Consider the following 26173-nt stretch of genomic DNA (forward strand, 5'->3'; position numbering starts at 1 on the left):
CGGCGTCCGGGGCGAGCGTGACCGTCACGGCGGCGCCGACCGGGTGACGCTCGCGTCCTGAGGTCCACACGCTCACGGTGCGTCCCGAGCGCAGCACCACCTCGTGGGTGGTGCGCGCGCCGACGTACTCCACCGACGTGACGTGGCCCGGGGCGCCGAGGAGGCCCGTCGTGGCCGCGAGGCGCAGCTCGTGCGGGCGCAGCATCACCTCGAGGCCGTCGCCGGCGCCGGCGGGCGGGTCGAGGGGCAGCGGGCCCAGCTCGCAGCGGACCTGGCCGTCCACGACGGTGGCCGGCACGAACGTGGCCTCGCCCAGGAAGGTCGCCACGAAGCGGCTCACGGGCCGCTCGTAGACCTCCTCCGGCGCTCCGACCTGCAGCGCCCGGCCGGCGTGCACCACGGCGACGCGGTCGCCGAGGGCCAGCGCCTCGGTCTGGTCGTGGGTGACCAGCAGCGCCGCGCTGCGCGAGCGCCGCAGCGCGGCCAGGGTCTCGGCACGGACCCGCGCTCGGAGGTTCTCGTCGAGGCTGGAGAAGGGCTCGTCGAGCAGCACCACCGAGGGCCGGGGCGCCAGTGCCCGGGCCAGGGCGACGCGCTGCTGCTCGCCGCCGGAGAGCTCGTGCGGCAGGCGGGAGCCCAGGTGGGGCAGGCCGACCAGCTCCAGCGACTCGGCCACCCGCGCCGCCCGGGCGGCGCGGGGGAGCCCGTCGAGCCCGAAGGCGACGTTGCGGTCGACGTCGAGGTGGGGGAACAGGGCGTGGTCCTGGAAGACCATGCCGACCCGGCGGCGCTCCGGCGGCCGGTGCCGGTGGCCGTCGTCGACGACCTCGCCCCCGACGCCGACCACGCCCGCGTCGGAGTGCTCCAGGCCGGCGACCAGCCGCAGCAGCGTGGACTTGCCGCAGCCCGAGGGGCCGACCACGGTCACCACCTCGCCGGGCGCGACGTCGAGGTCGAGCCCCCGCACGGCCTCGACCGCGCCGTAGGCCTTGCGGACCCCGCGCAGCGAGAGCGCGGCGTCGCTCCGCGCCGGGCCGGCGTGACCCGCGGTCACCGTCGACCACCGCCGGCGTGCCCGTGGCGCAGCAGCAGCGCGACCGGGACGACCGAGAGCGCCACGATCAGCAGGGCGGGCAGGGCCGCGCGCTCCCAGAAGCTCTCCGAGGCGAGCTCGAAGACCCACACCGACAGGGTGGTGAAGCCGAAGGGCCGCAGCAGCAGCACCAGCGGGAGCTCCTTGACCGCGTCCACGAGCACCAGGGTGGCGGCCACCGCCACGCCGGAGCGCACCAGGGGCAGGTGCACGCGTCGCAGCACCCGCGTCGGTCCCGCCCCCAGGGTGAGCGCCGAGGCGGTCAGCGAGGGCGGGACGTGGGAGAAGCTCGCGTCGAGGGCCTGGTACGCCGGGCCGGTGAACCGCACGACGTAGGAGACCAGGATGCCGAGCACCGACCCGGTGACGAGCAGGCCGGTCCCGCCGTCGACGCCCACGGCCTCCAGCAGGTCGTCGAGCCAGGCGAAGCCCGCGAGGACGCCGATGCCGATGACGGCGCCCGGCACGGCGTACCCGACCATCGTGAGCCGCGCCGCCCCGCCGACGACCCGGCCGCCGCCGAGCCGCTCGGCGTGGCTCATCACCAGCGCGACCAGCACGCACGCGACGGCGGCCAGCGCGGCCAGGGTGGCGCTGTTGGCCAGGTGATCGCCGAACCGCTCGTCGGCGAGCGTGCCGTCGACCCGCGCCGCCTCCAGCGCCCAGGCGACCAGCCGCGCGACCGGCAACACGAAGGCGGCCGCGACGACCGCGCCCGCGGCGGCGGTGGCGGCCCACCCCCGACGCCCGGTCAGCCGGCGCCGCGCGAGACCGCGCCCGGCCCCGCCGCGCTGGGCGAACCGCGCCCGGCCCCGCAGGCCGCGCTCCAGGGCCAGGACCGCCACCGCGAAGAGCAGCACGAGCACGGCGACCGCGACGGCCGAGCCGATGTCGAAGCTGCCCTTCCAGGTCAGGTAGACGCCGACCGAGACGGTGCGGACGCCGAAGTACTGCACGGTGGCGAAGTCGGTCAGCGTCTCCATCATCACCAGCGCCAGGCCGGCCGCCAGCGAGGGCCGGGCCAGGGGCAGCAGCACCTCGCGGAAGGCGCGGCCGGGGGAGGCGCCGAGCGTGCGGGCGGCGTCCGCCGCGGCCGGGGCCAGCTCGGCGCACGCGGCGCGGACGGTCAGGTAGACGTAGGGGTAGAGCGTGAGGGTGAGCACGACGACCGCGCCGCCGAGCGAGCGCACGGGCAGCGCCGGCGCCGCCTCGCCGAGCACCGCGCGCAGCGTGGACTGCACCGGACCGGCGAAGTCGAAGGTGGACAGGAACACGAAGCCGAGCACGTAGCCCGGCATCGCCAGCGGCAGCACGAGCAGCACCTCGAGCACCCGGCGACCCGGGAACTCGTGGGCCGCGACCAGCCACGCCAGGCCGGTGCCGAGCACCGCGGTGCCGAGGCCGACGCCGAGCAGCAGGCCGACGGTGGTGAGCACCATCGCGCCGATCCCGCCCGGCAGGTCGACCCGGCCCTGGGCCAGCGCCTGGACGGTGACGGCCACGACCGGGCTGGCGACGAGCGCGGCCAGGACGACCACCGCCAGCGACCACAGCGGCCTCCCGGAGCCGGCCGGCCGGCTCCGGCGTACGGGGGCGGGAGCGGGGTCCGCGAGCAGCTCAGCCACGACGCGGCGCGCCCGGGGTCACCGGTAGCCCGCCTCGTCGAGCAGCTCGACCGCCTCGGCGTTGCGCGAGCCGTACGCCGCCGCGTCGACCGGCATCCGGTCGAACTCGCCGAACCCGGCGATCAGCTCCTCGGGCTCGACCTCGGGGTTGACCGGGAACTCGTGGTTGCCGTCGACGAAGTCGCTCTGCCCGTCGGTGGCCAGCCACTCCATCAGCTCGCGTGCCGCCGCCGGGGCGTCGGAGCCCTCGACCACGCCGGCGCCGGAGATGTTGACGTGGGTGCCCTCGCCCTCCTGGCTGGCCCAGTAGGGCTTCACCCCGAAGTCGGGGTCCTCCTCCATCAGCCGGGCGAGGTAGTAGTGGTTGGTGATGCCGACCTCGCACCCACCGGCGTCGATGGTCTCGAGCAGCTCGACGTCGTTGCTCATGATCTGGACGTCGTTGGCGACCCAGCCCTCCACGGTCCGCAGCGCCTTGTCGCGGCCCTGGAGGTCGATCAGGCTGGCCACGAGCGACTGCACGTAGGACGAGGTCTCGTCGCGCATGCACAGCCGGCCCTTCCACTTCGGGTCGCCCAGCCCGGCGTAGCTGTCGACGGGGTCGAAGTCGGCCGGGTCGACCTGGTCGGGGTCGTACATCAGCGTGCGCGCGCGCATCGCCAGGCCGGCCCAACGGCCCTCCGGGTCGCGCAGGTCCTCGGGCACGGCCTGCTCGAGGACGGGGGAGTCCAGCGGCGCGAGGACGCCGTCCTCGCCCGCCTTCCACAGCATGCCGGCGTCGACGGTCACGAACAGGTCGGCGGGGGAGTCCTCGCCCTCGGCCTCGAGGCGCTGCAGCAGCTCGGCGTCGTCGCCGTAGAGGAACTCCACGGTGGTGCCGGTCTCCTCGGTGAAGTCGGCGAACGCCTTCTCCAGGTCGTAGTGCCGGGCCGAGTAGACCTGCAGGTCCGCGTCCTCGCCGCCCCCGGAGGAGAACACCCCGCACCCGGCGGTCGTCAGGAGCACGGGGGCAGCGGCGAACAGGGCCAGGAGTCGGGTGCGCATGCGGGTTCCTCGTCGACGGGGAGGGGCGGGGCCCCAGGGTAAGGCAAGGCTTACCTCGCTCGCAGCGGCGTACCCCTCCCCGTGGACGGCCGCGCCTGGCCGGGGGCACCACCGCCGGTGGGGGATGCTCACCGGTGTGGAGCGACGACTGGCCTGGGGTGCGGCGCTGTGGCTGGTGCGGCCGGCGTACGTCGTGCTGGAGCTGGTCGTGGCCGCCGCCACGACGGGCGACTACCGGCTGGGCCGCGACACCGTGAGCGACCTGGGCGCCCTGACCTGCGACCCCCGGTCCTGCTCGCCGTGGCACGACCTGATGAACGCCACCTTCGTCGGCACCGGGCTGCTGCTCGCGCTCGGGGCGGGACTGCTCGCCCCGCGACTGGGACGCGTCGTGACGGTGCTCCTGGTCGTGGCCGGGCTCAGCTCGGCGGCGGTCGGCCTGGCGCCGGTCGACCAGGACCCCGGGCTCCACTTCCTCGTCGCCGCGCCGCTGTTCGTCGCGCAGCCGCTCGCGCTGTGCCTGCTCGGGGTCCGGCTGCGACGCCGGCACCGCCTGCTCGCCGGGGCCGTGCTGGCCACCGGCGCGGTGACCGCGCTCGCCGCCCTCGGGTTCGTGCTCGGAGCGCCGGGCGCCGGGGCGCTGGAGCGGCTCGCGCTGTGGCCGGTGATCTTCGCGCTGGCGGCGGTGGGGTCGCGACGGGCCCGACCGGCGCGAGCGGGGGTGCGTGGGACGATGGGGGCGTGAGCGTCACCCCATGAGCGACCCGTCGTCCCGCCCCGTCGCGCCCAAGCGGTCGCGGCACCTGCTCGACCCCGCCGACCTGCACGCCCACCACCAGCGGTCGCAGGGGTCGATGGAGTCGCTGACGCGGGTGCAGACCTGGGTGATCTCGATCCTGGCCGTCTCCACGATCCTGCACCTGTCCGTCGGCGCGGTGTTCATCGCCTACTTCTCCGACGCCGACCGGCTCGACGCCCGGATCGGCGCCAACGTGATCGCCTCGCTGATCGGGGTGCTCGCCGTGGCCTGCGGGATGCTGATCCACCGGAGGTCGCCGATCTCCCCGTGGCTCGCGCTGGGGCTGCTCCCCGGGATCGTCGGGGCCGTGCTGACCTTCACGCGGGGGTAGGTGCGCCGGGGGTTCGCCGGTCAAAGGGGGTACGTGGCGGACATGACCTCCACCCCCTCCTCTTCCTCGTCTCCCGAGTCCGCCGGCCTGCTCGTCCTCGGCAGCGGCCCCGCCGGCGTCCACGCCGCCACCGCCTACGTCCGCGCCGGTGGGGCCGGCCCCGTCGTGCTGCTCTCCGCCGACCGCGACGAGCCCTACCAGCGCCCGCCGCTGTCGAAGTCGGTCCTCGCCGGCGAGGAGGCCCCCGAGCCGACGCCCGTGCTCGAGGACGACGAGGACCTCGCCGCGTTCGAGCAGGTCGACCTGCGGCTCGGCACCCGCGTCACCGGCGTCGACACCGGCAGCCGCCGGGTCAGCACCGACGACGGCGGGTCGCTGTCCTACGAGCGGCTCGTGGTGGCGACCGGCGCGTCCCCGGTCGAGCTCGACGGCGTCGAGGCCGGTGCCCGGGTGTTCCCGCTGCGCACGCTCGAGCACGGCAAGCAGCTGGTCGAGGCGCTCGGCTCGGCCTCCTCGGCCGTGGTGGTCGGCTCGGGCTTCATCGGGTGCGAGGCGGCGGCCTCGCTGGCCGGGCGCGGGGTGCGCACCACGCTGGTGACCCCGGAGCCCGCGCCCCAGGCGGCGCGGCTCGGCGACTGGGCGGGGGAGCGGATCGCGGGGTGGCTGCGCGACGCCGGGGTGGAGCTGCGCACGGAGCGCGAGGTGACCTCGATCGGCGCCCCCGCGACGGTGCGGCTCGACGACGACTCCGAGGTCGAGGCCGACCTCGTGCTCGTGGCCGTCGGGGTCGCTCCGTCGACCGGGCTGCTGGACTCGTCGCTGACGACCGAGGACGACCGGGTGCTCGTCGAGGCGTCGATGCAGTCCTCCGACGAGCGGGTCTGGGCGGCGGGCGACGTCGCCAAGTCGCAGCACCCGGTCGCGGGCCGGGCGCTGTCGGTCGAGCACTGGTACGACGCGGAGGCGATGGGCCGGACCGCCGGCCGCAACGCCGCGGCGTACGGCTCGGGCGAGGGGTCCTCGGACTCGCCGGAGGAGTGGTCGGAGGTGCCCGGCTTCTGGAGCGACATCGGCGAGCACACCCTGAAGTACTCCGCCTGGGGCGACGGCTACGACCACGCCGAGACCGTCGACCACGGTGACGGCGCGTTCACGGTCTGGTACGCCGACGCGGCCGGCCGGCTGGTCGGCGTGCTCACCCACGAGCGCGACGAGGACTACGAGCGCGGCGGCGAGCTGATGGCCGAGGGCGCGACGCTCGCCCAGGCCACGAGCGCCGGCTCCGGCTCCGGCTCGTGAGTGACCTCGAGCGGTTCGTCGCCGCGCAGGACGAGGGCGGCACCTACGACCGGGCGCTGGCCGAGCTGCGCGCCGGCCGCAAGACGAGCCACTGGATGTGGTTCGTGCTGCCGCAGGTGTCGGGGCTGGGGCACAGCGAGATGGCGCAGCGGTACGCCGTCGCCGACCTCGCCGAGGCCCGCGCCTACCTCGCCCACCCGGTGCTCGGCCCACGGCTGCGGGAGTGCTGCGAGGCGCTGCTCGCCCTCCCGCCCGACGCGACCGCCACGGGCGTGCTCGGCGGCATCGACGCGGTCAAGCTGCGCTCCTCGATGACGCTGTTCGTGCGGGCCGACCCCGAGGAGCCGCTGTTCGCGCAGGTCCTGGAGCGCTACTCCGACGGTCCCGACGCCGCCACCGACGCCCGCCTGGGTTAGGCCGGACGAGTCCCATCCGCACCTCAGCCCCACCCGCCACACCCGCCCCGGGTGTTCTTCTGCCGGACGCCTGCAGGAGGTGCGGGGTGGGGCTTGCGGTCTGCGCGTACGGGTACGTCTTCGCACCGGTCAGACCTGGGAGGGCTGTGGGATGAGGGAAGACGTACGTCGATGGACCGCCAGACGGTCCTACCGCTCGGACTCGTGGACCGCAGCACAGCTGGCCCGGGAGAAGGCAGGCACCCGCGTGAGCGTGGTGCTGCCGGCCCGGGACGAGGCCGCCACCGTCGGGCTCATCGTCACCGCCATCCGCGAGGCGCTGGTGGATGCGGTCCCACTCGTCGACGAGATCGTGGTCCTCGATTCCCACAGCGCCGACGACACCACTGCGGTGGCGCGGCGAGCCGGGGCGGTGGTCCACCACCAGGCCGACGTGCTGCCCGAGCTGGGCGACCGGACCGGCAAGGGCGAGGCGCTGTGGAAGGCGCTGCACGTGACGACCGGCGACGTGGTCGCCTACGTCGACGCCGACCTGCGCGACTTCGACCCCCAGTTCGTCGTCGGCCTGCTCGGACCCCTCCTGACCGACCCGGGCGTGGACTTCGTCAAGGCGTTCTACGACCGGCCGCTGCACTCCGGCGACGTCGTGCTCCCCGCCGGTGGCGGGAGGGTCACCGAGCTGGTCGCCCGGCCGCTGCTCAACCTGCACTGGCCGGTGCTCGCGGGTGTGGTGCAGCCGCTGGCCGGGGAGTACGCCGCCCGACGCGGGCTGCTGGAGCAGATCCCGTTCGTCGCGGGCTACGGCGTCGAGATCGCGATGCTGGTCGACGTCGTCGAGCGCGACGGTCTCGGTGCGATGGCGCAGGTCGACCTCGGCGTACGGCGGCACCGCAACTCCGACATCGACGCGCTGGGCCGGATGGGGGCGCAGGTCCACCTCGCGCTGCTGTCCCGCCTGGAGCGGCACGGCCGGATCGTGCTGGCCGAGGAGGTGTCGCCGCTGCTGACGCAGTTCGTGCGCGACGGCGAGGGGTTCCGGCCCGTCACGACCGACGTGTCGGTGGGCGAGCGGCCGCCCATGGCCACGGTCGCGGCCTACCAGCGCCGGACCCGGGCGCCGGCGTGAGCCAGGTGCGCAGCGTCCTGGTCAACGCGGGGCCCTGGCTCCCGGTGCCGCCGACGGGCTACGGCGGCATCGAGACGGTGGTGGCGACCCTGGTGCCCGAGCTGCGCCGGGCCGGCGTACGCGTCGTGCTCGCCACCGTCGGCACGAGCACCCTCGAGGCCGACGGCCACGTGTTCGGGCTGCCCGAGGGTCGGTTCGCGCAGGTGGCGGCGCCGTACAACCGGGTCTCGGGCATCACCCACGCCTACATGCACGCCGTCACCACGGCGCTGCGCGACCTCGAGGTCGACCTGGTGCACGACCACCTCGAGGTGGTCGGCCCAGCGGTCCTCGGCGCGATGGGCACGAGCGCCCCGCCAGTGCTGCAGACGCTGCACTGGGACCTGCGCAAGCACCCCGACTTCTACGAGACCTTCGACGGCCGCGGCCGGGTGCGGTTCGCCGCCGTCTCGCAGTCCCAGCTCGACCGGGCGCCGCGCCGCCTGCAGGAGCAGACCCTGGGGGTCGTGCCGCTGGCCGCCCCCCTCCCCGAGCCGTACGACGGCCCGACCGAGACCGGCGACCACGTGCTCGTGCTCGCCCGGATCACACGCGACAAGGGCCAGGACACCGCCGCCCGCATCGCCCGCGCCGCGGGCGTGCCCCTGGTGCTCGCCGGGCCGGTCGCCGGGATCGGCGACCCCGACGAGCTGGAGCGACGGCTCGCGGACGGCAGCCTCGACGGCCACCCCGACGCGGTCTACTGGCGCGACGAGGTCGCCCCGCTCGTCGACGGCGACGCGGTGCGCTGGGTGGGTGGCGTGGCAGGCGGCGAGAAGGAGCGGCTGCTGCGGACCGCCCGGGCGCTGCTCGCGCCCAACCGCTGGCCCGAGCCCGGCGCGACCGGTGTGGTGGAGGCGCTCTTCCGCGGCGTCCCGGTCGTCGCGACGCCCCAGGGCGTGCTGCCGTCATTGGTCGAGCACGGCGTCACCGGCTACCTCCACGACGACGAGGACGGGCTCGTCCGCGCCCTGGGCCTGCTGGACCGCATCGACCCCGACGACTGCCGCGCCGCGGCGGCGCCCTGGACGCCCGCCGCGATGGCGGCGAGCTACCTCGACCTCTACGACCTGCTGCTGAAGGAGAACCGATGACCGTGCGCGTGGCCATGCTGGGAGCCGGGGGAGTGGCCCGACGCCACGTCGAGGTGCTGTCCGCGCTGGACGGCGTCGAGGTGGTGGCGGTGGCCGACCCGGTGCGGGCCAGCGCCGACGCGCTGGCCGACCTCGCCGGCGCGCGGGCGTTCTCGGACGTCGAGGAGGCGCTGGAGGCCGGGCCGCTCGACGCGGCGTACGTCTGCGTGCCGCCGTTCGCCCACGGCGACCCCGAGCGGGCGGTGATCGCCCGGGGGCTGCCGATGTTCGTGGAGAAGCCGGTCGGCGCCGACCTCGCTGTCGCCCGCGAGCTCGCCGGGCTGGTCGCCGAGGAGGGACTCGCGACGGCGACGGGCTACCACTGGCGCTGCTCCGACGTGCTGCCCGAGGTGCGCGCGCGGCTGGCCGTCGCTCCGGCGTACCTCGCCGCGGGCTACTGGCTCGACAAGCGCCCGCCCGTCGGCTGGTGGGCCCACACCGACCGCTCCGGCGGCCAGGTGGTCGAGCAGCTGACCCACGTCGTCGACCTCGCCCGGCTGCTGCTGGGCGAGGTGACCGAGGTGTACGCCGCCGGTGTGCGGGTCCCGGAGAGCCAGCCGGTGCGCGACTTCGAGGGCGACCGAGGCGACGTCGACGACGCCACCGTGGCGACGTTGCGGTTCGCCAGCGGCGTGGTCGCCTCGCTGACCGCGACCTCGCTGCTCGACGCCAAGCACCGCGCCGCGCTGCACCTCTTCAGCCGTGGCCTGGTGACCGAGATCGACGAGACCGGGGCGGCGTTCGTGGACGCGGACGGCCGCACCGGGCGTACCCCGACCGAGGACCCCAAGCTGGTGGTCGACCGCGAGTTCGTCGAGGTGGTGCGCGGCGAGCGGGAGGCCGCCAGTGCGCCGTACGCCGACGCGCTGCGCAGCCACGCCGTCGCCTGGTCGGTCGCCGAGTCGGCCCGCACGGGCGCGCCGGTGCGGCTCGACGACGTGCTCGCGCCGGCGGGGGTGACCCGGTGAAGCGGCGCAACCTGGTGCTCTCCGCGCCCGGCCAGCTGGAGCTGGTCACCGAGGAGCTGCCCGACGTGCCCGAGGGTGGCCTGCTGCTGGAGACGGTCGCCACCGGGCTGTCGGCCGGCACCGAGCTGGCCTTCGTCAAGGGCGAGCACCCGGCACTGGAGTCGACCTTCGACCCCGAGCTCGGGTTGTTCGCGGCGGGCCACGACGCGGCGTACCCGGTGACCCGGCTGGGCTACATGGAGGTCGCCCGCGTCGCGGAGTCGCGCACGCCGGCCTTCTCGGTGGGCCACATGGTGGCCACGCCGTACGGCCACGCGACCGCGCACGTCAGCGACCCCGTCCGCGAGCACGTCGTGCCGCTGCCCTCGGACCTCGACCCGCTGCTGGGCGTGTACGTCGCCCACATGGGCCCGATCTGCGTCAACGGGCTGCTCCATGCGGCTGCCGACGTCGTGGGCCCGGGCACGACCGATCTCGGCGACGGCGTGCGCGGGCGGCTGGTGGTGGTGGTCGGCGCCGGCGTGATCGGTCTGTTCACCGCGCTGCTGGCCGCCGAGCACGGCGCGGCGGAGGTCGTGGTGGTCGACCCCGACGAGCGCCGGCTCGCGGTGGCCTCGGCGTTGGGCCTCGGGACGCTGCACGACGTCGAGGACGCGTCCTCCACCGACGACCCCGCCCGGACCTTGAAGACCCGCTGGCGCCACGGCCCCGGCGACCACGGCGCTGATGTCGTGTTCCAGTGCCGCGGCCGGTCCTTCGCCCTCGGCACGGCGCTCCGGGTGCTGCGTCCCCAGGGCACGGTCGTCGACCTGGCGTTCTACACCGGCGGCGCCGACGACGTGCGGCTCGGCACGGAGTTCCACCACAACGGCCTGCGCCTCGTCTGCGCCCAGATCGGCCGCGTGCCGCGGGGCGCTGCGCCCTTCTGGGACCGCGCCCGGCTCTCGCGGGAGACCGTGCGGTTGCTGCGGTCGCGGGCGAGCGACATCCGCGGACACCTGATCACGGACGTGGTCGACCTCGAGGAGGCCGCCGGCCTCATGGTTGCCGTCGGGGCCAGGGAACGGCACGTGCTGACGGCGGTGTTCACGGTGGGGGAGTGACGCGGTGGGGACCACGACGCCCCGCCCTCCCACCCCGCCGTCGCGCTCGGGTGGGAGAGTCGACAGGACGGCGCAGACCTCCTTTGGGAGGATGGCCCCATGTGCGCAGCCACCCCTCCCCACGACAGGTCGGCCCCGTGACGGGCCGGGTCACCCGCGGCTTCACGGGCAAGCGGCGGGGGCAGCAGGGCGACCGGCTGCCGCCGGGGCAGTACGACGTCGGCGACGGCTGGCCGACCCTGACGGCCGAGGCCACCCCGACCGTCAGGACCGAGCAGTTCGAGCTGGGCGTCGACGGGCTGGTGGAGCGGCCGAGCACCTGGTCGTGGGACGAGCTGCTGGCGCTGCCGCGGTCGACGTACGCCGGAGACATCCACTGCGTCACCACCTGGTCGAAGTTCGACATGACCTGGCGCGGCGTGAGCGTCGACGTGCTGCTGGAGCAGGCCGGCCCGCGACCGGAGGCGGCGTACGCGCTGGTGCACTCCAGCAGCGGCTACACCACCAACCTGCCGCTCGCCGACCTGCGCGGCGGCAGGGCGTGGGTGGCGTGGGAGGCCGACGGGCAGCCGCTGAGCCGCGAGCACGGCGGACCGGCACGGCTGCTGGTGCCGCACCTGTACTTCTGGAAGTCGGCCAAGTGGGTCTCCCGCATCGAGCTGCTCGACCACGACCAGCAGGGGTTCTGGGAGCGCAACGGCTACCACGACCGCGGCGACCCGTGGGTCGAGCAGCGCTACCAGGGCGACTGAGCCCGTGAGCGCGATCGACGAGGTGACGGCCCGGCCCACCGCCTGGACCGAGGCGCGGGTCGTCGAGGTCGACCGGCCGACGGCCGACACGGTGCGGCTCCGGCTCGAGCCCGACGAGCGGCAGCGGCACCGGCCGGGCCAGCACCACCTGGTGCGGCTGCGCGCGCCCGACGGCTACACCGCGCAGCGGTCCTACAGCCTCGCCTCGGACCCCGACGACCCGCTGCTCGAGCTGCTGGTCGAGAAGCTGCCCGACGGCGAGGTCTCGGAGTTCCTCGCCGAGGTGCTCGAGGTCGGCGACGTGCTCGAGGTGCGCGGCCCGCTCGGGCGCTGGTTCGCCTGGGACACCACCACCCCCGCGCTGTGCCTGGTCGGCGGCACCGGCGTCGTCCCGGCCGTCAGCATGCAGCGCGCCGCCCTCCGGCTCGGGCGCACCGACCTGCTGCGCGTGGTCGCGGTCGGGCGTGCCCCCGGCCACCTGCCGTACGCCGAGGAGCTGGCCGCCGCCGGCGCGAGCATCGCCTGGACCCGGGCGAACGTCGACGGACGTCGTGCGGGTGCGCCGACGGCCGAGGAGGTCACGCCGCTGCTCGCCGGCGTCGACGTGGCCTTCGTGTGCGGGTCGGCCCGGTTCGCGTCGTACGCCGAGACGCTGCTGCAGGAGTGCGGCCTGCCCCCCGACGCGATCCGGGTCGAGCGGTTCGGGCCGACGGGCTAGGTCCCAGCAGCACCACGCGACGTGACGAGCCGGTCAGCGGGAGCGGCGTACGTCGTCCACGGCGACCGCGACCTCGGCGGCCGAGGCGTCGAGGAGCGTGGGGTCGTCGAGGACCGCCGCCAGGGTGTCGTCGGCGAGCAGCTCGGGGTGACGGGCGCCTGCCTCGGCCACGTGGGCGAGGACCGACTCGAAGTCGGGTGCGCCGACCTGGTCGATCATGATCGGGGCCTCGCCGGGGCGCGACATCCGCAGCGTCCACACCGGGTGGGCGCCCTCGGCGCCGCGGAGCTCGCGCCGCAGCCGGATCTCGGTTTCCGGCTCCAGCGGCAGGGTCCGGTGGTGGCCGCCGACCTGCTGGGTGACCCGGTCGTCGTCCACGGTGTAGCGGTTGAGGCGCAGCAGCACGGCGCCGCCGACCAGGACGACGGCCAGCAGCGTGAGGAGGACGGTGCCGACGACGTCCGGCGCCGAGGACGTCACGGTGCCGCGGAGGTGACCCACCAGGCGCCACACCGCGGCCGCGCCGAACACGACCGCCACGACCAGCGTGACGCCCTGGCGCACGGGCGAGACGGTGTGCGTGTCGGGTTCCCGCCTGGCGGAGCTCTCCATCACGGCCCGGACACTAGCCCCGCCGCCCTACATTCGTCGCAGCTCGCCGATCGCAGGGAGAGACACGTGCAGCTGCCCACCCAGGCACACCATGACTGAGGCACGGCGCGTGCTCGCGGCCGGCGGCGTGGCCGCAGCGATGCTCCTCGGGGTCGGCTGCTCGGCGGGCAGCATGGGCAGCGACGTCGCCGGCGCGGTGGAGAGCACCCTAAGGCTGCGCGGGTGGGACGTCGAGGAGGTGTCGTGCCCCGAGGGGCTGGAGGCCGACGACGACTCCACCACCTGCCAGGTCACCGTCGGTGGCGAGGACTACCCGCTCGAGGTGACCTCGCAGGGCTCGGGCGGCGGCCGCGGCATCGACATCGACTTCGACGCCAGCGAGATCCCGAAGACGTAGCCGCCCACCCGGTCACCGACCGGGCAGCCGGGGCGAGGTCCCCGGGCTCGGCGTACGGCCCGCTCCGGCCGAGACTGGCCGCGAGACGTGACGCCGGTCACGTGGTCGGGAGGCAGGGGAGTGGACATCCAGCTCGGGAGGACGATGCGCGCGAGCGTGCTGCGCGGGACCGGCGACCTCGTCGTCGAGGACCGCCCGGTGCCGGAGCCCGGACCCCACCAGGTGCTGGTGCGGGTGGCCTCGGTGGGCGTGTGCGGGTCGGACGTGCACTACTACGAGCACGGTCGGATCGGCAGCTACGTCGTCGAGCAGCCGCTGGTGCTGGGGCACGAGGCGTCCGGCGTCGTGGTCGCGGTCGGGTCCGAGGTCACGCGGCGCCACGTGGGCCAGCGGGTCTCGATCGAGCCCGGTGAGCCGGACCTCGCCTGCCCGCAGTGCCTCGCCGGCCGCTACAACCTGTGCGAGGCGATGAGCTTCCACGCCACCCCGCCGGTCGACGGCTCCTTCGCCGAGGTCGTCGCGGTCCACGAGCTGTTCGCCCACCCGGTGCCGGACAACGTGAGCGACGACGCCGCCGCGCTGCTCGAGCCGCTCTCGGTGGCCGTCTGGGCGTGCCGCAAGGCGGGCGTGACCGCGGGGTCGCGCGTGCTGGTCACCGGCGCCGGCCCGGTCGGGCTGCTCGTCGTGCAGGTGGCGCGCGCCCAGGGCGCGGCCGACGTCGTGGTCACCGACGTCAACCCCGATCGCCTCGCCGTGGCCGGCGAGCTGGGAGCGACGGCCACGGTGAGCGCGCCCGAGGAGGCGCTGCCCGACGGGTTCCTCCCCGACGTGCTGGTCGAGTGCTCCGGCCACGGCCCGGCGCTGCTCGCCGCGCTGCCCGCCCTCGCCCCGGCCGCCCGGGTGGTGCTGGTGGGCATGGGCGGGTCCGACGTGGCGCTGCCGCTGTCGCTGATCCAGGAGCGCGAGCTCTGGGTGACCGGCGTCTTCCGGTACGCCGACACCTGGCCCACCGCCATCGCCCTCGCCGCCTCGGGGCAGGTCGAGCTCGACCGGCTGGTGACCGGCCGCTACGGCCTCGACCAGGTGGCCGAGGCGCTGTCGGCGGCCCGCACCGACCCCGGCACCATCAAGCCGGTGGTGCGGCCCGGCCCCGCCTGAGCACCTCCGCGCCGCGGCCCGCCGCGGTGGCGAAGACCTGGGGCGCGGTCCAGCCGCGCTCCTCGAACGCCGCGCCGACCGCCCGCGTCACGCGCTCGACCGACGCCGGCGGCACGAGCGCGACCGCCGAGCCGCCGAACCCGCCGCCCGTCATCCGGGCCGCGGTCGCCCCGGCGCCCCGCACGGTCGCCACCGCCAGGTCGAGCTCGGGGCAGGAGATCTGCAGGTCGTCCCGTGCCCCGGCGTGGCCGGCGTCGAGCAGCGGCCCGAGCGCGTCCCAGTCGCCCGCGTGCAGGGCGGCGGCCACGGCGCCGACCCGCGCGACCTCCTCGGTCACGAACCGGGCACGCCGGGCCAGCAGGTCGGGCAGGCCCGCGAGGCGGTCCGCGAGGTCGGGCAGCGCCGCCGCGTCCGCGAGCAGCCGTACGCCGAGCCGCCGGGCCGCCGCCTCGCACTCGGCGCGCCGCTCCCCGTAGCCGCCCACCCGCATGTCGTGGCGAACCCGCGTGTCGACGACCAGCAGCGCGAGCCCCGACCCGTCGGGCCGGCAGGGGAGCACCTCCCAGGTCGGTCGCTCGCCCGCGAAGTCCACCAGCAGCGCCCGGCCCGGCTCGGCGGCCAGGGAGACCAGCTGGTCGAGCCGACCGGTCGGGGCGCCGACCATCTCCGACTCGGCGCGGTAGGCGACCTCCGCCAGCTCGCCGCGTGACAGCCCGAGGTCGAGCGCCGCGTCGAGCGCCAGCGCGACCGCGCTCGACAGGGCCGCCGAGCTCGACAGCCCGGCACCGCTCGGCAGGTCGCTGCTGATCGCGACGTCGACCCCGCGGCGCACGCCGAGCGCCCACAGCACGCCCGCGGCGTACGCCGGCCAGCCGGGGACCGCGCCGGGCACCAGGTCGGTGACCGACCCCTGCCAGGTCCGTCGACCGCTGCGCACCAGGACCCGGTCGTCCCCGCGCAGGGTCACCGTGGCCGTCGTACGCCGCTCCAGGGCCAGGGACAGGCAGCGACCGCCCAGGTAGTCGAGGTGCTCGCCGATCAGGTTGACCCGTCCGGGGGCGGCGGCGGTCGCACTGGCCCCGGCGGTCACGGGCCCCACCCTAGGAGGCGGCGCCAGCCGGCGGTGGCGTCCCTTAGGGTGGCCCCACGCGTCTCGTGGACCCAGGAACCCGGTGTGACTCCGGGGCGGTTCCGCCACTGTGAGGCCGACCCGACAAGAGTCGGGCGGTCCAGCCAGACACTGGCCACGGGACTTCCGACCACCGGGGCGAGAACCCCGAGGAGGACCGTCCACGTGACCTCTCCGCGCATCGCGCTGCTCTCCACCTCCGACACCGACCTGCTCTCCGCGCGGGCCTCGGGGGCCGACTACGTCTGGGCCAACCCCTCCCGGCCCGGCCACCAGTCGATGGCCGAGGTGATCGAGGGCGCCGACCTCGTCGTCGGGCGCATCCTCGGCTCGCCGACCGACCTGTGCTCGGGCTTCGCGCGCATCCGCGCCACCGGCATGCCGATGCTGGTGCTGGGCGGCGAGCAGCAGCCCAGCGCGGAGCTGATGGAGCTCTCCACCGTGCCGATGGGCGTGGCCGCCGAGGCCCACCGCTACCTCGCCGAGGGCGGCCCGGCGAACCTCGCCCAGCTCCACGCCTTCCTCTCCGACACCGTGCTGCTCACCGGCGAGGGCTTCGAGGCGCCCGCCGAGGTGGCGGCGTGGGGGGTCGCCGAGCGGGTCTCGACGGGCTCGACCGGCGAGGGCGCGCGCGACCTGCCGCGGGTCGGCATCCTCTACTACCGGGCCCACGAGGTCTCGGGCAACACCGCGTTCGCGCACGCGCTGGCCGACGCGGTCGACGCGACCGGCCAGGCGGTCGGCGTGCCGATCTTCTCCTCCTCGCTGCGCACCGCCCCCGACGAGCTGTACGCCGCGCTCGGCAGCCTCGACGCCCTGGTCGTGACCGTGCTCGCGGCCGGCGGCAGCAAGCCCGCGACCGCCAGCGCCGGCGGCGACGACGAGGCGTGGGACGTGGAGCGGATGGCCGCGCTCGACATCCCGATCCTGCAGGGCCTGTGCCTGACCAGCAGCCGCGCCGAGTGGGAGGCCAGCGACGACGGCGTCAGCCCGCTCGACTCCGCCACCCAGGTGGCGATCCCCGAGTTCGACGGCCGCATCATCACCGCGCCGTTCTCGTTCAAGGAGATCGACGAGGACGGCCTGCCGCGCTACGTCGCCGACCCCGAGCGGGCCGCCCGGGTGGCCGGCATCGCGGTCGCCCACGCCCGGCTGCGCCACGTCCCCGCGCCCGAGCGGAAGGTGGCGCTGATGCTGTCGGCGTACCCCACCAAGCACTCCCGCGTCGGCAACGCCGTCGGCCTCGACACCCCCGTCTCCACGATCCGGCTGCTGCGCCGGATGCGCGACGCGGGCTACGACCTCGGCGGCCCGGGGGCGATCCCGGGGCTCGACCTCGAGGACGACACCGAGGCCGGCGACGCGCTGATCCACGCGCTCATCGCGGCCGGCGGGCAGGACGAGGAGTGGCTGACCAACGCGCAGCTCACCGACGCCCACGTCCGCATCACGCCCGAGCAGTACGCCGCCTGGACCGCCGACCTCGACGCCGGCCTCAAGTCCGGCATGGTCGAGGCGTGGGGCCCCGCGCCGGGTCGGCTGTTCGTCAACGACGCCGGCGAGATCGTGCTGGCCACCATCACGGCCGGCAACGTGGTGCTGCTGATCCAGCCGCCGCGCGGGTTCGGCGAGAACCCCGTCGCGATCTACCACGACCCCGACCTGGCGCCCTCCCACCACTACCTCGCGGCCTACCGCTGGCTGGCGGCGCGCCCGGAGGCGGGCGGGTTCGGCGCCGACGCCGTGGTCCACCTCGGCAAGCACGGCTCGATGGAGTGGCTGCCCGGCAAGAACGCCGCGCTCTCGGCCGCCTGCGCCACCGACGCCGCGATCGGCAACCTGCCGCTGATCTACCCCTTCCTGGTCAACGACCCGGGGGAGGGCGCGCAGGCCAAGCGCCGCGCCCACGCCACCATCGTCGACCACCTGATCCCGCCGATGGCGCGCGCGGAGTCCTACGGCGACATCGCGCGTCTCGAGCAGCTGCTCGACGAGCACGCCAACATCGCCGCGATGGACCCGGCCAAGCTGCCGGCCGTCCGCGGCGAGATCTGGCAGCTGATGCACGCCGCCGAGATGCACCGCGACCTCGGCCTGGACGAGCGGCCCGACGACGAGGAGTTCGACGACTTCATCCTCCACGTCGACGGCTGGCTGTGCGAGATCAAGGACGCCCAGATCCGCGACGGGCTGCACGTGCTCGGCCAGGCGCCCGAGGCCGGGGCCGAGGTCAACCTCGTGCTCGCGATGCTGCGGGCCTCGCAGGTCTTCGGCGGCGACTCCAAGGCGGTCCCGGGGCTGCGCTCCGCGCTCGGCCTCAAGGAGGGCGCCGAGGCGGTCACCGCCGTCGACGAGATCGAGGCCCAGGCGCGCGACCTGGTGCAGCGGCTCGCGGACGCCGACTGGTCGCCCGCGGCGGTGGCGGGGCTGCACGACGACCCGCTGGTCCAGGACGTGCTGTCCTTCGCCGCCACGCAGGTGGTGCCGCGGCTGCGGCGTACGACCGACGAGCTGGACGCCGTGCTGCACGCCCTCGACGGCGGCTTCGTCCACGCCGGGCCCTCGGGCTCGCCGCTGCGCGGGCTGGTCAACGTGCTGCCGACCGGCCGCAACTTCTACACCGTCGACCCGCGCGCGGTGCCCTCCAGGCTGGCCTGGGGCACCGGGCAGGCGATGGCCGAGTCGCTGGTGCAGCGCTACCTCGACGACACCGGCGGCTACCCCGAGTCGGTCGGCCTCTCGGTGTGGGGCACCAGCGCGATGCGCACCTCCGGTGACGACGTCGCCGAGGTGCTGGCCCTGCTCGGCGTACGCCCGGAGTGGGACGAGGCCTCGCGGCGCGTCAACGAGCTGCGCGTCGTGCCCCTCGACGAGCTCGGACGCCCCCGCATCGACGTGACGGTGCGGATCTCCGGCTTCTTCCGCGACGCCTTCCCGCACGTGGTGGCGATGCTCGACGACGCGGTTCGGCTCGTGGCCGCCCTGGAGGAGCCGGCGGACCAGAACTTCGTGGCCGCCCACGCCCGCGCCGACCTCGCCGAGCACGGCGACCAGCGGCGCGCGACGACGCGGATCTTCGGCTCCAAGCCGGGGTCCTACGGCGCCGGCATCCTGCAGGTCGTCGAGAACGGCAGCTGGCGCGACGACCAGGACCTGGCCGAGGTCTACACGGCCTGGGGCGGGTTCGCCTACGGTCGCGACCTCGACGGGGCGGCGGCCGCCGACGACATGCGCACCAACTACCGGCGCATCAAGGTCGCGGCCAAGAACATCGACACCCGCGAGCACGACATCGCCGACTCCGACGACTACTTCCAGTACCACGGCGGCATGGTCGCCACCGTCCGCGCGCTCACCGGCAGCTCGCCCGAGGCCTACGTCGGCGACTCGACCACGCCCGACGCGGTGCGCACCCGCACCCTCCAGGAGGAGACCAACCGGGTCTTCCGGGCGCGCGTGGTCAACCCGCGCTGGATCGGCGCGATGCAGCGCCACGGCTACAAGGGCGCGTTCGAGCTCGCCGCCACGGTGGACTACCTGTTCGGCTTCGACGCCACCACCGGCGTGGTCCACGACTGGATGTACGCCGCGCTGGCGCAGGAGTACGTCCTGGACGAGACCAACCAGGCGTTCATGAAGCAGTCGAACCCCTGGGCGCTGCGCGGCATCGTGGAGAAGCTCCACGAGGCCGTCGACCGCGGCCTGTGGGAGTCGCCCGACGCCGACCTGCTGGCGCAGATGCAGCAGGTCTACCTCGACCTCGAGGGCGACCTGGAGGACCGGGAGTCGTGAGTGCCACGGGGCGCTCCAGCGCCCTCTCACCCTCACGACCCGGCGCCGGTGGGGTGCGCCGGGTCCGGCTGATCGGGGTCGGGCCGGGCGACCCCGACCAGGTGACGCTCGAGGCGGTCCGGGCGATGCGCGAGGTCGACTTCTTCGTCGTCTCCGACAAGTCCGGGGCCGGCCACGACGACCCGCTGGTGGCGGCCCGCGAGCGGCTGCTCGAGCGTCACCTGGACGGCGCGGCGCGCGTGGTGCGCGTGGACGACCCGGTGCGCGAGCGCCGGCCCGACCGCACCGCCACCGACCAGGAGTACGCCGAGGTCGTGGCCTCCTGGCACGAGGCCCGCGCCGCCGCCTTCGAGCAGGCGCTGCTCGACCACGAGGGCGACGCGGGGTTCTTGGTGTGGGGCGACCCGGCGTTCTACGACTCGACCATCCGGGTGCTGGAGCAGGTCCGCGACCGGGGGCGGGTGCCGCTGGCGATCGAGGTGGTGCCCGGGATCTCCAGCATCCAGCTGCTCGCCGCCCGGCACGCCATCGTGCTCCACGAGGTGGGCCAGCCGATGCACGTCACGACCGGGCGCCGGCTCGCCGAGGCGGTCGCGTCGGGCCAGGACAACGTCGTGGTGATGCTCAACCGCTCGCTGGAGCTGGCCGGCCTCGACGACTGGTGGATCTGGTGGGGCGCCGACCTCGGCACCCCGCACGAGGAGCTGGTGTCGGGCCGGGTCGGTGACGTCCGCGGCGAGATCGACGCCGCGCGGGAGCGGGCGCGTGAGGCGGCCGGCTGGGTGATGGACGTGTTCCTGCTGCGACGGGTGTCGACGGGCTCGACCGACGACCCGGAGGTGGCGCCGTGACCCGGCCCGACCGCGACGTGATGCTGTGCCGCGACTGCTGCTGCGGCACGGACAAGCACCCCCGCACCGACCACGACGGCCAGCGCGACGCGCTGCTGGCGATGGACGGCGTCGCCGGCGTCCGGGTGCGGGTGGTCGACTGCCTCGACCAGTGTGACCGCAGCAACGTGGTGCTGGTGCGTGACTTCACCGGCGGCCGGCGGCCGGTGGACACCTGGCTCGGCGGCGTGCTCGACCCGACGGCGACCGAGCGGGTGGTCGGCTGGGTCGGTGAGGGCGGCGAGCTGCCGCGCGAGCTGGAGCCGCACCGGTTCGGGCAGAACCGCCGGGGGCGGTGAGGAGGGCCGTGGTCTCGACGGGCTCGACCGACGGGGGAGGGCCGTCCGGCGGGGGCCGCGCCGGGGCGCTGCTGGTCGCGGGCACGACCTCCGACGCCGGCAAGAGCGTCGTCACGACCGGGCTGTGCCGGGCGCTGGTGCGGCGGGGGCTGCGGGTGGCGCCGTTCAAGGCGCAGAACATGTCCAACAACTCGATGGTCACCCGCGACGGCGCCGAGATCGGCCGGGCCCAGTGGGTGCAGGCGCTGGCCGCGCGGGCCGAGCCCGAGGCGGCGATGAACCCCGTGCTGCTCAAGCCCGGAGGCGAGATGCGCAGCCACGTCGTGGTGATGGGCCAGCCGGCGGGCGAGGTGTCCTCGCGCGACTTCGTCGACGGTCGGCGCCACCTGGCGCGCGCGGCGTACGACGCCTTCGACGACCTGGCCTCGCGCTTCGAGGTCGTCGTCGCCGAGGGGGCGGGCAGCCCGGCGGAGATCAACCTGCGGGCCAGCGACTACGTCAACCTGGGCCTGGCGCAGCACGCCGGGATGGCGGCCGTCGTGGTCGGCGACATCGACCGCGGGGGAGTCTTCGCGGCCATGCTCGGCACCGTCGCGCTGCTGGAGCCGGCCGACCAGCGACTGGTGTCGGGGTTCGTGGTCAACAAGTTCCGCGGCGACCGCAGCCTGCTCGAGCCCGGGCTGCGCCAGCTCGAGGAGCTGACCGGGCGCCCGGTGCACGGCGTGCTGCCGTGGGACCCCGACCTGTGGCTGGACTCCGAGGACGCGCTCGACCTCGAGGGGCGGCGGGCCGGGTCGGAGGCGGCTCTGAAGGTGGTGGTCGTGCGGCTGCCGCGGATCAGCAACTTCACCGACGTCGACGCCCTCGGGCTCGAGGTCGACCTCGACGTCGTCTTCGCCAGCGATCCCCGCGACGTCGCGGACGCCGACCTCGTGGTCTTGCCGGGCACCCGGGCGACGATCAGCGACCTGGCCTGGCTGCGCTCGCGCGGCCTGGACCGCGCGGTGCTCGCCCACGCGGCGGCGGGTCGACCGGTGCTCGGCATCTGCGGCGGGTTCCAGATGCTGGGGCGCACCGTCGCCGACCCGACCGGGGTCGAGGGCACCGCGGGTGCGTCGGTCGAGGGGCTGGGCCTGCTCGACGTGCGCACCGACTTCGCGGCCGACAAGGTGCTGCGCCTGCCCGCGGGGTCGGCCCTGGGGGCGTCCACGCAGGGCTACGAGATCCACCACGGCCGGATCACCCGCGGCGCGGCCGAGGAGTTCCTGGGCGGGGCGCGGGAGGGCGCGGTGTTCGGCACGATGTGGCACGGCAGCCTGGAGGGCGACGCGTTCCGGCAGGCGTTCCTCGGCGAGGTGGCGCGGGCGCTGGGCGGTGCGCGAGCCCCGTCGACGGTCAGCTTCCCGGCCAGCCGGGAGCGGCGGCTCGACCTGCTCGGCGACCTGGTCGAGGAGCACCTCGACGTCGGCGCGCTGCTGGCGCTGGCGCTCGACGGCCCGCCGGCGGGGCTGCGGCTGCTCGAGCCGGGGGCGTCGCGGTGAGCGTGCTGCTGCTCGGGGGCACCGGCGAGGCCCGCGCGCTGGCGGCGGCCCTCGTCGACGCGGACGTCGCGGTGCTGTCGTCGTTGGCGGGGCGCGTCGTACGGCCTCGGCTGCCGGTGGGGGAGGTGCGGATCGGCGGGTTCGGGGGGACCGCCGGCCTGGTCGCGCACCTGCGCGCCACCGCGCCGACGGTCGTGGTCGACGCGACCCACCCCTTCGCGGCCACCATCTCCGAACACGCGGCGCAGGCCTGCGCCGAGGTCGGGGTGCCGCTGCTGCGGCTGGCCCGGCCCGGCTGGGAGCCGACGCCCGGCTGGCACCTGGTCGGCTCCCACGACGAGGCGGCCCGGGTGACGGCGTCGCTGGGGAGGCGGCCGTTCCTGACCGTGGGGCGGCAGTCGCTGGGGTCGTTCACCGGCCCGCTGGGGTCGGCGGCGGCCCTGGTGCGGGTGGTCGACGAGCCGTCGGTGGCGCTCCCGGAGACGTGGACGCTGCTGCGCGACCGCGGTCCCTACGAGCTCGACGGCGAGCTGGCGCTGCTGCGCTCCCACGCCGCCGACGTGCTGGTCACCAAGGACTCGGGCGGGTCGCACACCCACCCCAAGCTCGACGCCGCGGCCCGGCTGGGCGTTCCCGTGGTCGTCGTACGCCGTCCGCCGCCGCCCCCGGGCGTCACGTCCGTCGCAGCGGTGGACGAGGCTGTGGCCTGGGTGCTGTCGACGTCAGGGGTCCGCTCGTGAAGGTGCTGGTGACCGGTGGGGTGCGCTCGGGCAAGTCGCGCCACGCGGAGGAGCTGCTGTCCGGCGCGCCCGCGGTGACGTACGTCGCCCCCGGCCCGACGACCGACGAGGACACCGACCCCGACTGGGCCGACCGCGTCGCCGCCCACCGCGAGCGCCGCCCGGCGTCCTGGACCACGCTGGAGTCGCGCGACCTCGGCGCCGCGCTGGCCGTCGGGGGCGCCGTGCTCGTCGACTGCCTCGGCACCTGGCTGACCGCCGTGCTCGACGAGGCGCAGGCGTGGGAGCAGCCGTCGGCCGACGTGCACGCCCTGGTGTCGGCCCGCCTGACCGTCGCCGTCGCGGCGCTGGCGGCGGCCGACGGGCCAGTCGTGCTGGTGACCAACGAGGTCGGCCTCGGCGTGGTGCCCTCCCACCGGTCCGGTCGTCTCTTCCGCGACCTCCTCGGCACCGTCAACCAGACCCTCGGCGCCGCGTGCGACGAGGTCCACCTCGTCGTGGCCGGTCGGGTGCTGGTGCTCTGAGGCCGGTGCGCGCCCGACCGACGATCAGTTCGGCCACCCGACCGTCGCGCCCACGCTCGGCGGCGGCAGACCGGCCGCGAGCTGATCGTCGTCCGGGCGTGCTGCTTGGATGACCGCGTGACGTACTCCCCGGACGAGCGCGACGGGGTGCCGTGGGCGATGCAGGTGGTGGTGCGGGTCGAGAAGGACCCGGCACCCGACCACCTGGCGGTGCTGCGGTCGGTGGGCTCGGCAGTGGCGCTGGCGCTAGCCGCGTTCACCGGCCCGAACGCCGAGGAGGAGGTGCGTGAGCGCACCGAGGAGTGGCGGTCGGGCCCGATCCGCAAGGTCGTACGCCGCGCCCGCGGCGCCGGCTGGACCCGCCAGCTCGCCGTCCCCGGGGTGCTCGTGCACGCGGGCGAGGTCGACGTGGCCGTCCACGTGCCCGGTCGCGTCGACGAGGTCGATCCCGAGATCGCCCGGCTGCAGGTGGGCGGGCTGGTGCTCGAGGCCACGGACGAGCCGGAGCGGACCGCCCCGGTCGACGTCGTGCTCAACCCCCACGTGGAGATGACCACCGGCAAGGCCGCGGCCCAGGTCGGGCACGCCGCCCAGCTGGTGCTCCAGGCGCTGCGGCCGGAGACCGCCGCGGCGTGGCTGGCCGACGGCGCGCCGGTCTCGGTGCGGACCGCGGCCGACGACGCGTGGGAGCGGCTGCTCGCGACCGCACCGGTCGTGGTGGCCGACGGCGGGTTCACCGAGGTCGCCCCGGGCACCGTCACGGTGGTCGCCACCCACGGGTGGTGAGGCGGCCGTGACGACCTCCAGTTCGCCGCCCCCGGGCGCGGAGACCGGCCCCGAGGCGCGAACTGCAGGTCGTGGTGGCCGCGTCCTGCTGGTCCACGGCCTCTGGGCCGGACCGAGCACCTGGTGGCGGGTCGGGCCGATGCTCGAGGAGCGCGGCTGGCAGGTGGAGCGGGCGACGCTGGCGGGGCACGGCGGCCGGCCCCTCGGCGCGGTCCGGTCGGTGGCCGACCTGGCCGACGACGTGGTCGAGCACCACGCGGCGGGCGCCCTGGTCGTCGGGCACTCGCTGGGGGCGGTGGTGGCGCTGGAGCTGGCCGCGCGGGCGTCGTACGCCGTGGGGGTGCTGCTCGAGGACCCGCCCGGGCCCGGTCGCACCCGGCGCAGCCGCGAGGACGCCGAGCAGCGGACCCGCGAGGACGCCGCCGCCCGGACGGACCCGCACACCGCCGTCACCGAGCTGCTCCACGGCCATCCGACCTGGACCCGTCGCGACGCCCGCACGGTGGTGGAGGGGCGACTGCGGTCGGATCCTGCGCTGCAGCGGTTCTCGGCGCGGCACCTGTCGTGGGACCTGCCGGCCCGCGTGGCGGCCAGCCCGGTGCCGGTCGGGCTGCTGGTGGCCGTGGGGCGATACTCCGCGCTGGCCGAGCCCGACCGCAGCGCACTGACCGGCTCGCTCGCGCACGTCACCGAGGTGGGGGCGGGCCACCACGTCCACCTCGACGCCCCCGAGCGCTGGGTGGCGGCGGTCGACGCCTTCGGGGCCTCGCTCAGCCGCGGTGGGCCACCACGTTGAAGACGTTGCCGTCGGGGGCGCGGACGAAGAAGCGGCGTACGCCCCAGGGCTCGTCGGTCAGCGGGTGCACGATCTCGTGGCCGAGCCGCCGGGCCTCGTCGTACGCCGCGTCGACGTCGTCGGTGTGCAGCGTGGCCACCGAGTCGACCGGGGCGGTGGCGTCGCCGCTGACGAGCTGGACGTGCGCGCCCGTCTCGGGCGAGGTCTGCCGGGCGACCCAGCCGAGGTCGAGCTCGGTGGTGCTCAGGCCGAGGAAGCCCGCGTAGAAGTCGCGCGCCGCCTCGACGTCGTCGACGGCGAGGTTGGTGGTGATGCGGATGACGTGCACGGGTCCTCCCGGGGTCTCGTCCCGATGCTGGCCCGGACCGGCCGCGGTGTCGACCCCGGAGTCGACCCGGCGTCAGCAGATCCGGCCGGCGAGCGTGGCGACCCCGGGACCGGTCAGCTCGGGCAGCACGACCGGCCGGCCGCTGACGGCCAGCGCCAGCGCCTCGCTGGCGCCGCGGACCTCGGCTCCATGGCCGTGGGTCCACTCCTGGTCGGTGGCGACCAGTCGCAGACCGCGCAGCCGTCCCATCGGCACGAAGCCGGACGCCCGTCGCCCCGACACCACGAAGTCGAGCACCGGGCGCCAGCCGTCCGGGTCGGGCCCGACGTCGCGGCCCAGCGGCCGGGCGGCGTCGCGCAGGTGGATGGCGCTGTCGGCGAGCGGCCCGAGCGCCCCGACCACGGGCGCGCTGAGCGGCGTGGCCGCACGCTCGCGCAGCTCGCGGATCAGCTCCTCGACGGGGCGCTGCGCGTCCCGCCGCGTGGTGGTGTCGACCATCCGGTGCAGGTCGCCCCGAGCCCGTACGACGTCGCGCAGCAGCCGCCACGGGGAGTGACCGCCCTCCGGCGGCACGAGGTGGGCGAGCACCTCGCGCACCGTCCACCCCGCGCACAGGCTGGGCGTGCGCCACTCGCCGGCGGTGAGCCCGTCGAACAGGTCCGCGGCCAGCAGCCGGTTGGCGGTGGCCAGGGCGAAGATCTCGTCGCGGGAGGTGTCCACGCGGCCCACGGTAGG

At 75.6% G+C, this 26173-nt stretch carries 27 protein-coding genes and 1 riboswitch; of the genes, 20 read left to right on the plus strand and 7 right to left on the minus strand.

The annotated features are described in order from the left end of the window. The 3 genes from ASG49_RS18160 to ASG49_RS04860 all read right to left on the minus strand — a co-directional run. On the minus strand, positions 1-1054 hold a 1054-nt coding region (locus tag ASG49_RS18160; RefSeq protein ID WP_082533916.1), incomplete at its 3' end, for an ABC transporter ATP-binding protein. Next, positions 1051-2718: an iron ABC transporter permease gene (locus ASG49_RS04855; RefSeq protein WP_056537761.1), complete on the minus strand. Its 1668-nt coding sequence runs from the start codon at positions 2716-2718 to the stop codon at positions 1051-1053. The genes ASG49_RS04855 and ASG49_RS18160, both read right to left, overlap by 4 nt. An 18-nt stretch (positions 2719-2736) precedes the next feature. Next, entirely contained in the window at positions 2737-3762 is a 1026-nt protein-coding gene (locus ASG49_RS04860) for an extracellular solute-binding protein (RefSeq protein WP_056537764.1), read from the minus strand. Positions 3763-3898: 136 nt separating this feature from the next. Between ASG49_RS04860 and ASG49_RS04865 the strand changes: the two genes are divergently transcribed. The 10 genes from ASG49_RS04865 to ASG49_RS04910 all read left to right on the plus strand — a co-directional run bounded on the left by ASG49_RS04865 (position 3899) and on the right by ASG49_RS04910 (position 12446). Then, entirely contained in the window at positions 3899-4507 is a 609-nt protein-coding gene (locus ASG49_RS04865; RefSeq protein ID WP_162244494.1) for a DUF998 domain-containing protein, read from the plus strand. 10 nt (positions 4508-4517) lie between these two features. Further along, complete coding sequence (locus tag ASG49_RS04870; protein WP_056537770.1) at positions 4518-4892, plus strand: hypothetical protein; 375 nt, start codon at positions 4518-4520, stop codon at positions 4890-4892. A gap of 42 nt (positions 4893-4934) precedes the next feature. Further along, the gene (locus ASG49_RS04875) at positions 4935-6191 is read left to right on the plus strand and encodes an NAD(P)/FAD-dependent oxidoreductase (RefSeq protein WP_056537773.1); all 1257 of its coding nucleotides are present in this window, start codon (positions 4935-4937) and stop codon (positions 6189-6191) included. After that, the gene (locus ASG49_RS04880) at positions 6188-6607 is read left to right on the plus strand and encodes a DUF1810 domain-containing protein (protein ID WP_056537776.1); all 420 of its coding nucleotides are present in this window, start codon (positions 6188-6190) and stop codon (positions 6605-6607) included. Before ASG49_RS04875 ends, ASG49_RS04880 begins: the two co-directional genes overlap by 4 nt. Positions 6608-6758: 151 nt before the next feature. Continuing rightward, positions 6759-7733, plus strand: a complete 975-nt coding sequence (locus tag ASG49_RS04885) for a glucosyl-3-phosphoglycerate synthase (protein ID WP_056537780.1) — start codon at positions 6759-6761, stop codon at positions 7731-7733. Then, positions 7730-8866, plus strand: coding sequence for a glycosyltransferase (locus ASG49_RS04890; protein WP_200936199.1), 1137 nt, complete (start codon positions 7730-7732; stop codon positions 8864-8866). The genes ASG49_RS04885 and ASG49_RS04890 overlap by 4 nt, the downstream gene beginning before the upstream one ends. Next, positions 8863-9873 (plus strand): Gfo/Idh/MocA family protein, encoded by a 1011-nt coding sequence (locus ASG49_RS04895; protein ID WP_082533785.1) that lies wholly within the window; start codon positions 8863-8865, stop codon positions 9871-9873. The genes ASG49_RS04890 and ASG49_RS04895 overlap by 4 nt, the downstream gene beginning before the upstream one ends. Then, positions 9870-10976: a zinc-binding dehydrogenase gene (locus ASG49_RS04900; RefSeq protein ID WP_056537782.1), complete on the plus strand. Its 1107-nt coding sequence runs from the start codon at positions 9870-9872 to the stop codon at positions 10974-10976. Before ASG49_RS04895 ends, ASG49_RS04900 begins: the two co-directional genes overlap by 4 nt. A 137-nt stretch (positions 10977-11113) precedes the next feature. Continuing rightward, a complete protein-coding gene (locus tag ASG49_RS04905) occupies positions 11114-11728 on the plus strand; it encodes a sulfite oxidase-like oxidoreductase (protein WP_056537786.1) in 615 nt (204 codons plus the stop codon). 4 nt (positions 11729-11732) lie between these two features. Next, complete coding sequence (locus tag ASG49_RS04910) at positions 11733-12446, plus strand: FAD-binding oxidoreductase (RefSeq protein WP_235561902.1); 714 nt, start codon at positions 11733-11735, stop codon at positions 12444-12446. A 33-nt stretch (positions 12447-12479) separates the two neighbouring features. Here the strand turns inward: ASG49_RS04910 and ASG49_RS04915 are convergent, their stop codons facing one another. Next, on the minus strand, positions 12480-13010 hold the full coding sequence (locus ASG49_RS04915) for a hypothetical protein (RefSeq protein ID WP_156384189.1): 531 nt from the start codon (positions 13008-13010) through the stop codon (positions 12480-12482). Positions 13011-13149: 139 nt separating this feature from the next. Here ASG49_RS04915 and ASG49_RS04920 point away from each other — a divergent pair, with 139 nt between their 5' ends. Beyond that, positions 13150-13455: a DUF4333 domain-containing protein gene (locus tag ASG49_RS04920; RefSeq protein ID WP_082533786.1), complete on the plus strand. Its 306-nt coding sequence runs from the start codon at positions 13150-13152 to the stop codon at positions 13453-13455. 120 nt (positions 13456-13575) lie between these two features. Beyond that, positions 13576-14613, plus strand: a complete 1038-nt coding sequence (locus ASG49_RS04925) for an NAD(P)-dependent alcohol dehydrogenase (protein WP_235561903.1) — start codon at positions 13576-13578, stop codon at positions 14611-14613. On the opposite strand, the gene ASG49_RS04930 is transcribed toward ASG49_RS04925, so the two are convergent. Further along, a complete protein-coding gene (locus tag ASG49_RS04930; protein ID WP_056537795.1) occupies positions 14582-15703 on the minus strand; it encodes a galactokinase family protein in 1122 nt (373 codons plus the stop codon). The genes ASG49_RS04925 and ASG49_RS04930 overlap by 32 nt on opposite strands. 32 nt (positions 15704-15735) lie before the next feature. Continuing rightward, a riboswitch (cobalamin riboswitch) is annotated at positions 15736-15877 on the plus strand. A gap of 30 nt (positions 15878-15907) precedes the next feature. On the opposite strand from ASG49_RS04930, the gene ASG49_RS04935 reads away from it, so the two are divergent. The 8 genes from ASG49_RS04935 to ASG49_RS04970 all read left to right on the plus strand — a co-directional run bounded on the left by ASG49_RS04935 (position 15908) and on the right by ASG49_RS04970 (position 25110). Beyond that, positions 15908-19534 carry a cobaltochelatase subunit CobN gene (locus ASG49_RS04935; RefSeq protein WP_056537799.1) on the plus strand — a complete coding sequence of 1209 codons (3627 nt, stop codon included), beginning with the start codon at positions 15908-15910 and terminating at the stop codon, positions 19532-19534. Then, positions 19531-20385 carry a precorrin-6A synthase (deacetylating) gene (cobF, locus tag ASG49_RS04940; RefSeq protein WP_235561904.1) on the plus strand — a complete coding sequence of 285 codons (855 nt, stop codon included), beginning with the start codon at positions 19531-19533 and terminating at the stop codon, positions 20383-20385. Before ASG49_RS04935 ends, cobF begins: the two co-directional genes overlap by 4 nt. Further along, on the plus strand, positions 20382-20723 hold the full coding sequence (locus ASG49_RS04945; protein WP_235561905.1) for a hypothetical protein: 342 nt from the start codon (positions 20382-20384) through the stop codon (positions 20721-20723). The genes cobF and ASG49_RS04945 overlap by 4 nt, the downstream gene beginning before the upstream one ends. A gap of 8 nt (positions 20724-20731) precedes the next feature. Continuing rightward, positions 20732-22264, plus strand: coding sequence for a cobyric acid synthase (locus tag ASG49_RS04950; protein WP_056537805.1), 1533 nt, complete (start codon positions 20732-20734; stop codon positions 22262-22264). Beyond that, positions 22261-23004 (plus strand): cobalt-precorrin-6A reductase, encoded by a 744-nt coding sequence (locus ASG49_RS04955; RefSeq protein ID WP_056537808.1) that lies wholly within the window; start codon positions 22261-22263, stop codon positions 23002-23004. The genes ASG49_RS04950 and ASG49_RS04955 overlap by 4 nt, the downstream gene beginning before the upstream one ends. After that, complete coding sequence (locus ASG49_RS04960) at positions 23001-23528, plus strand: bifunctional adenosylcobinamide kinase/adenosylcobinamide-phosphate guanylyltransferase (RefSeq protein WP_056537812.1); 528 nt, start codon at positions 23001-23003, stop codon at positions 23526-23528. Before ASG49_RS04955 ends, ASG49_RS04960 begins: the two co-directional genes overlap by 4 nt. Positions 23529-23645: 117 nt before the next feature. Next, on the plus strand, positions 23646-24314 hold the full coding sequence (locus ASG49_RS04965; protein WP_056537815.1) for a peptidyl-tRNA hydrolase: 669 nt from the start codon (positions 23646-23648) through the stop codon (positions 24312-24314). A gap of 7 nt (positions 24315-24321) precedes the next feature. After that, positions 24322-25110 carry an alpha/beta fold hydrolase gene (locus ASG49_RS04970; protein ID WP_082533787.1) on the plus strand — a complete coding sequence of 263 codons (789 nt, stop codon included), beginning with the start codon at positions 24322-24324 and terminating at the stop codon, positions 25108-25110. On the opposite strand, the gene ASG49_RS04975 is transcribed toward ASG49_RS04970, so the two are convergent. Both ASG49_RS04975 and ASG49_RS04980 read right to left on the minus strand, forming a co-directional pair. Beyond that, the gene (locus ASG49_RS04975) at positions 25085-25438 is read right to left on the minus strand and encodes a VOC family protein (RefSeq protein WP_056537819.1); all 354 of its coding nucleotides are present in this window, start codon (positions 25436-25438) and stop codon (positions 25085-25087) included. The genes ASG49_RS04970 and ASG49_RS04975 overlap by 26 nt on opposite strands. 72 nt (positions 25439-25510) lie before the next feature. Continuing rightward, complete coding sequence (locus ASG49_RS04980; protein WP_162244495.1) at positions 25511-26158, minus strand: maleylpyruvate isomerase family mycothiol-dependent enzyme; 648 nt, start codon at positions 26156-26158, stop codon at positions 25511-25513. Positions 26159-26173: the final 15 nt, after the last annotated feature.

The organism is Marmoricola sp. Leaf446, assembly GCF_001424755.1.
In the GTDB taxonomy this organism is placed as follows: domain Bacteria; phylum Actinomycetota; class Actinomycetes; order Propionibacteriales; family Nocardioidaceae; genus Marmoricola.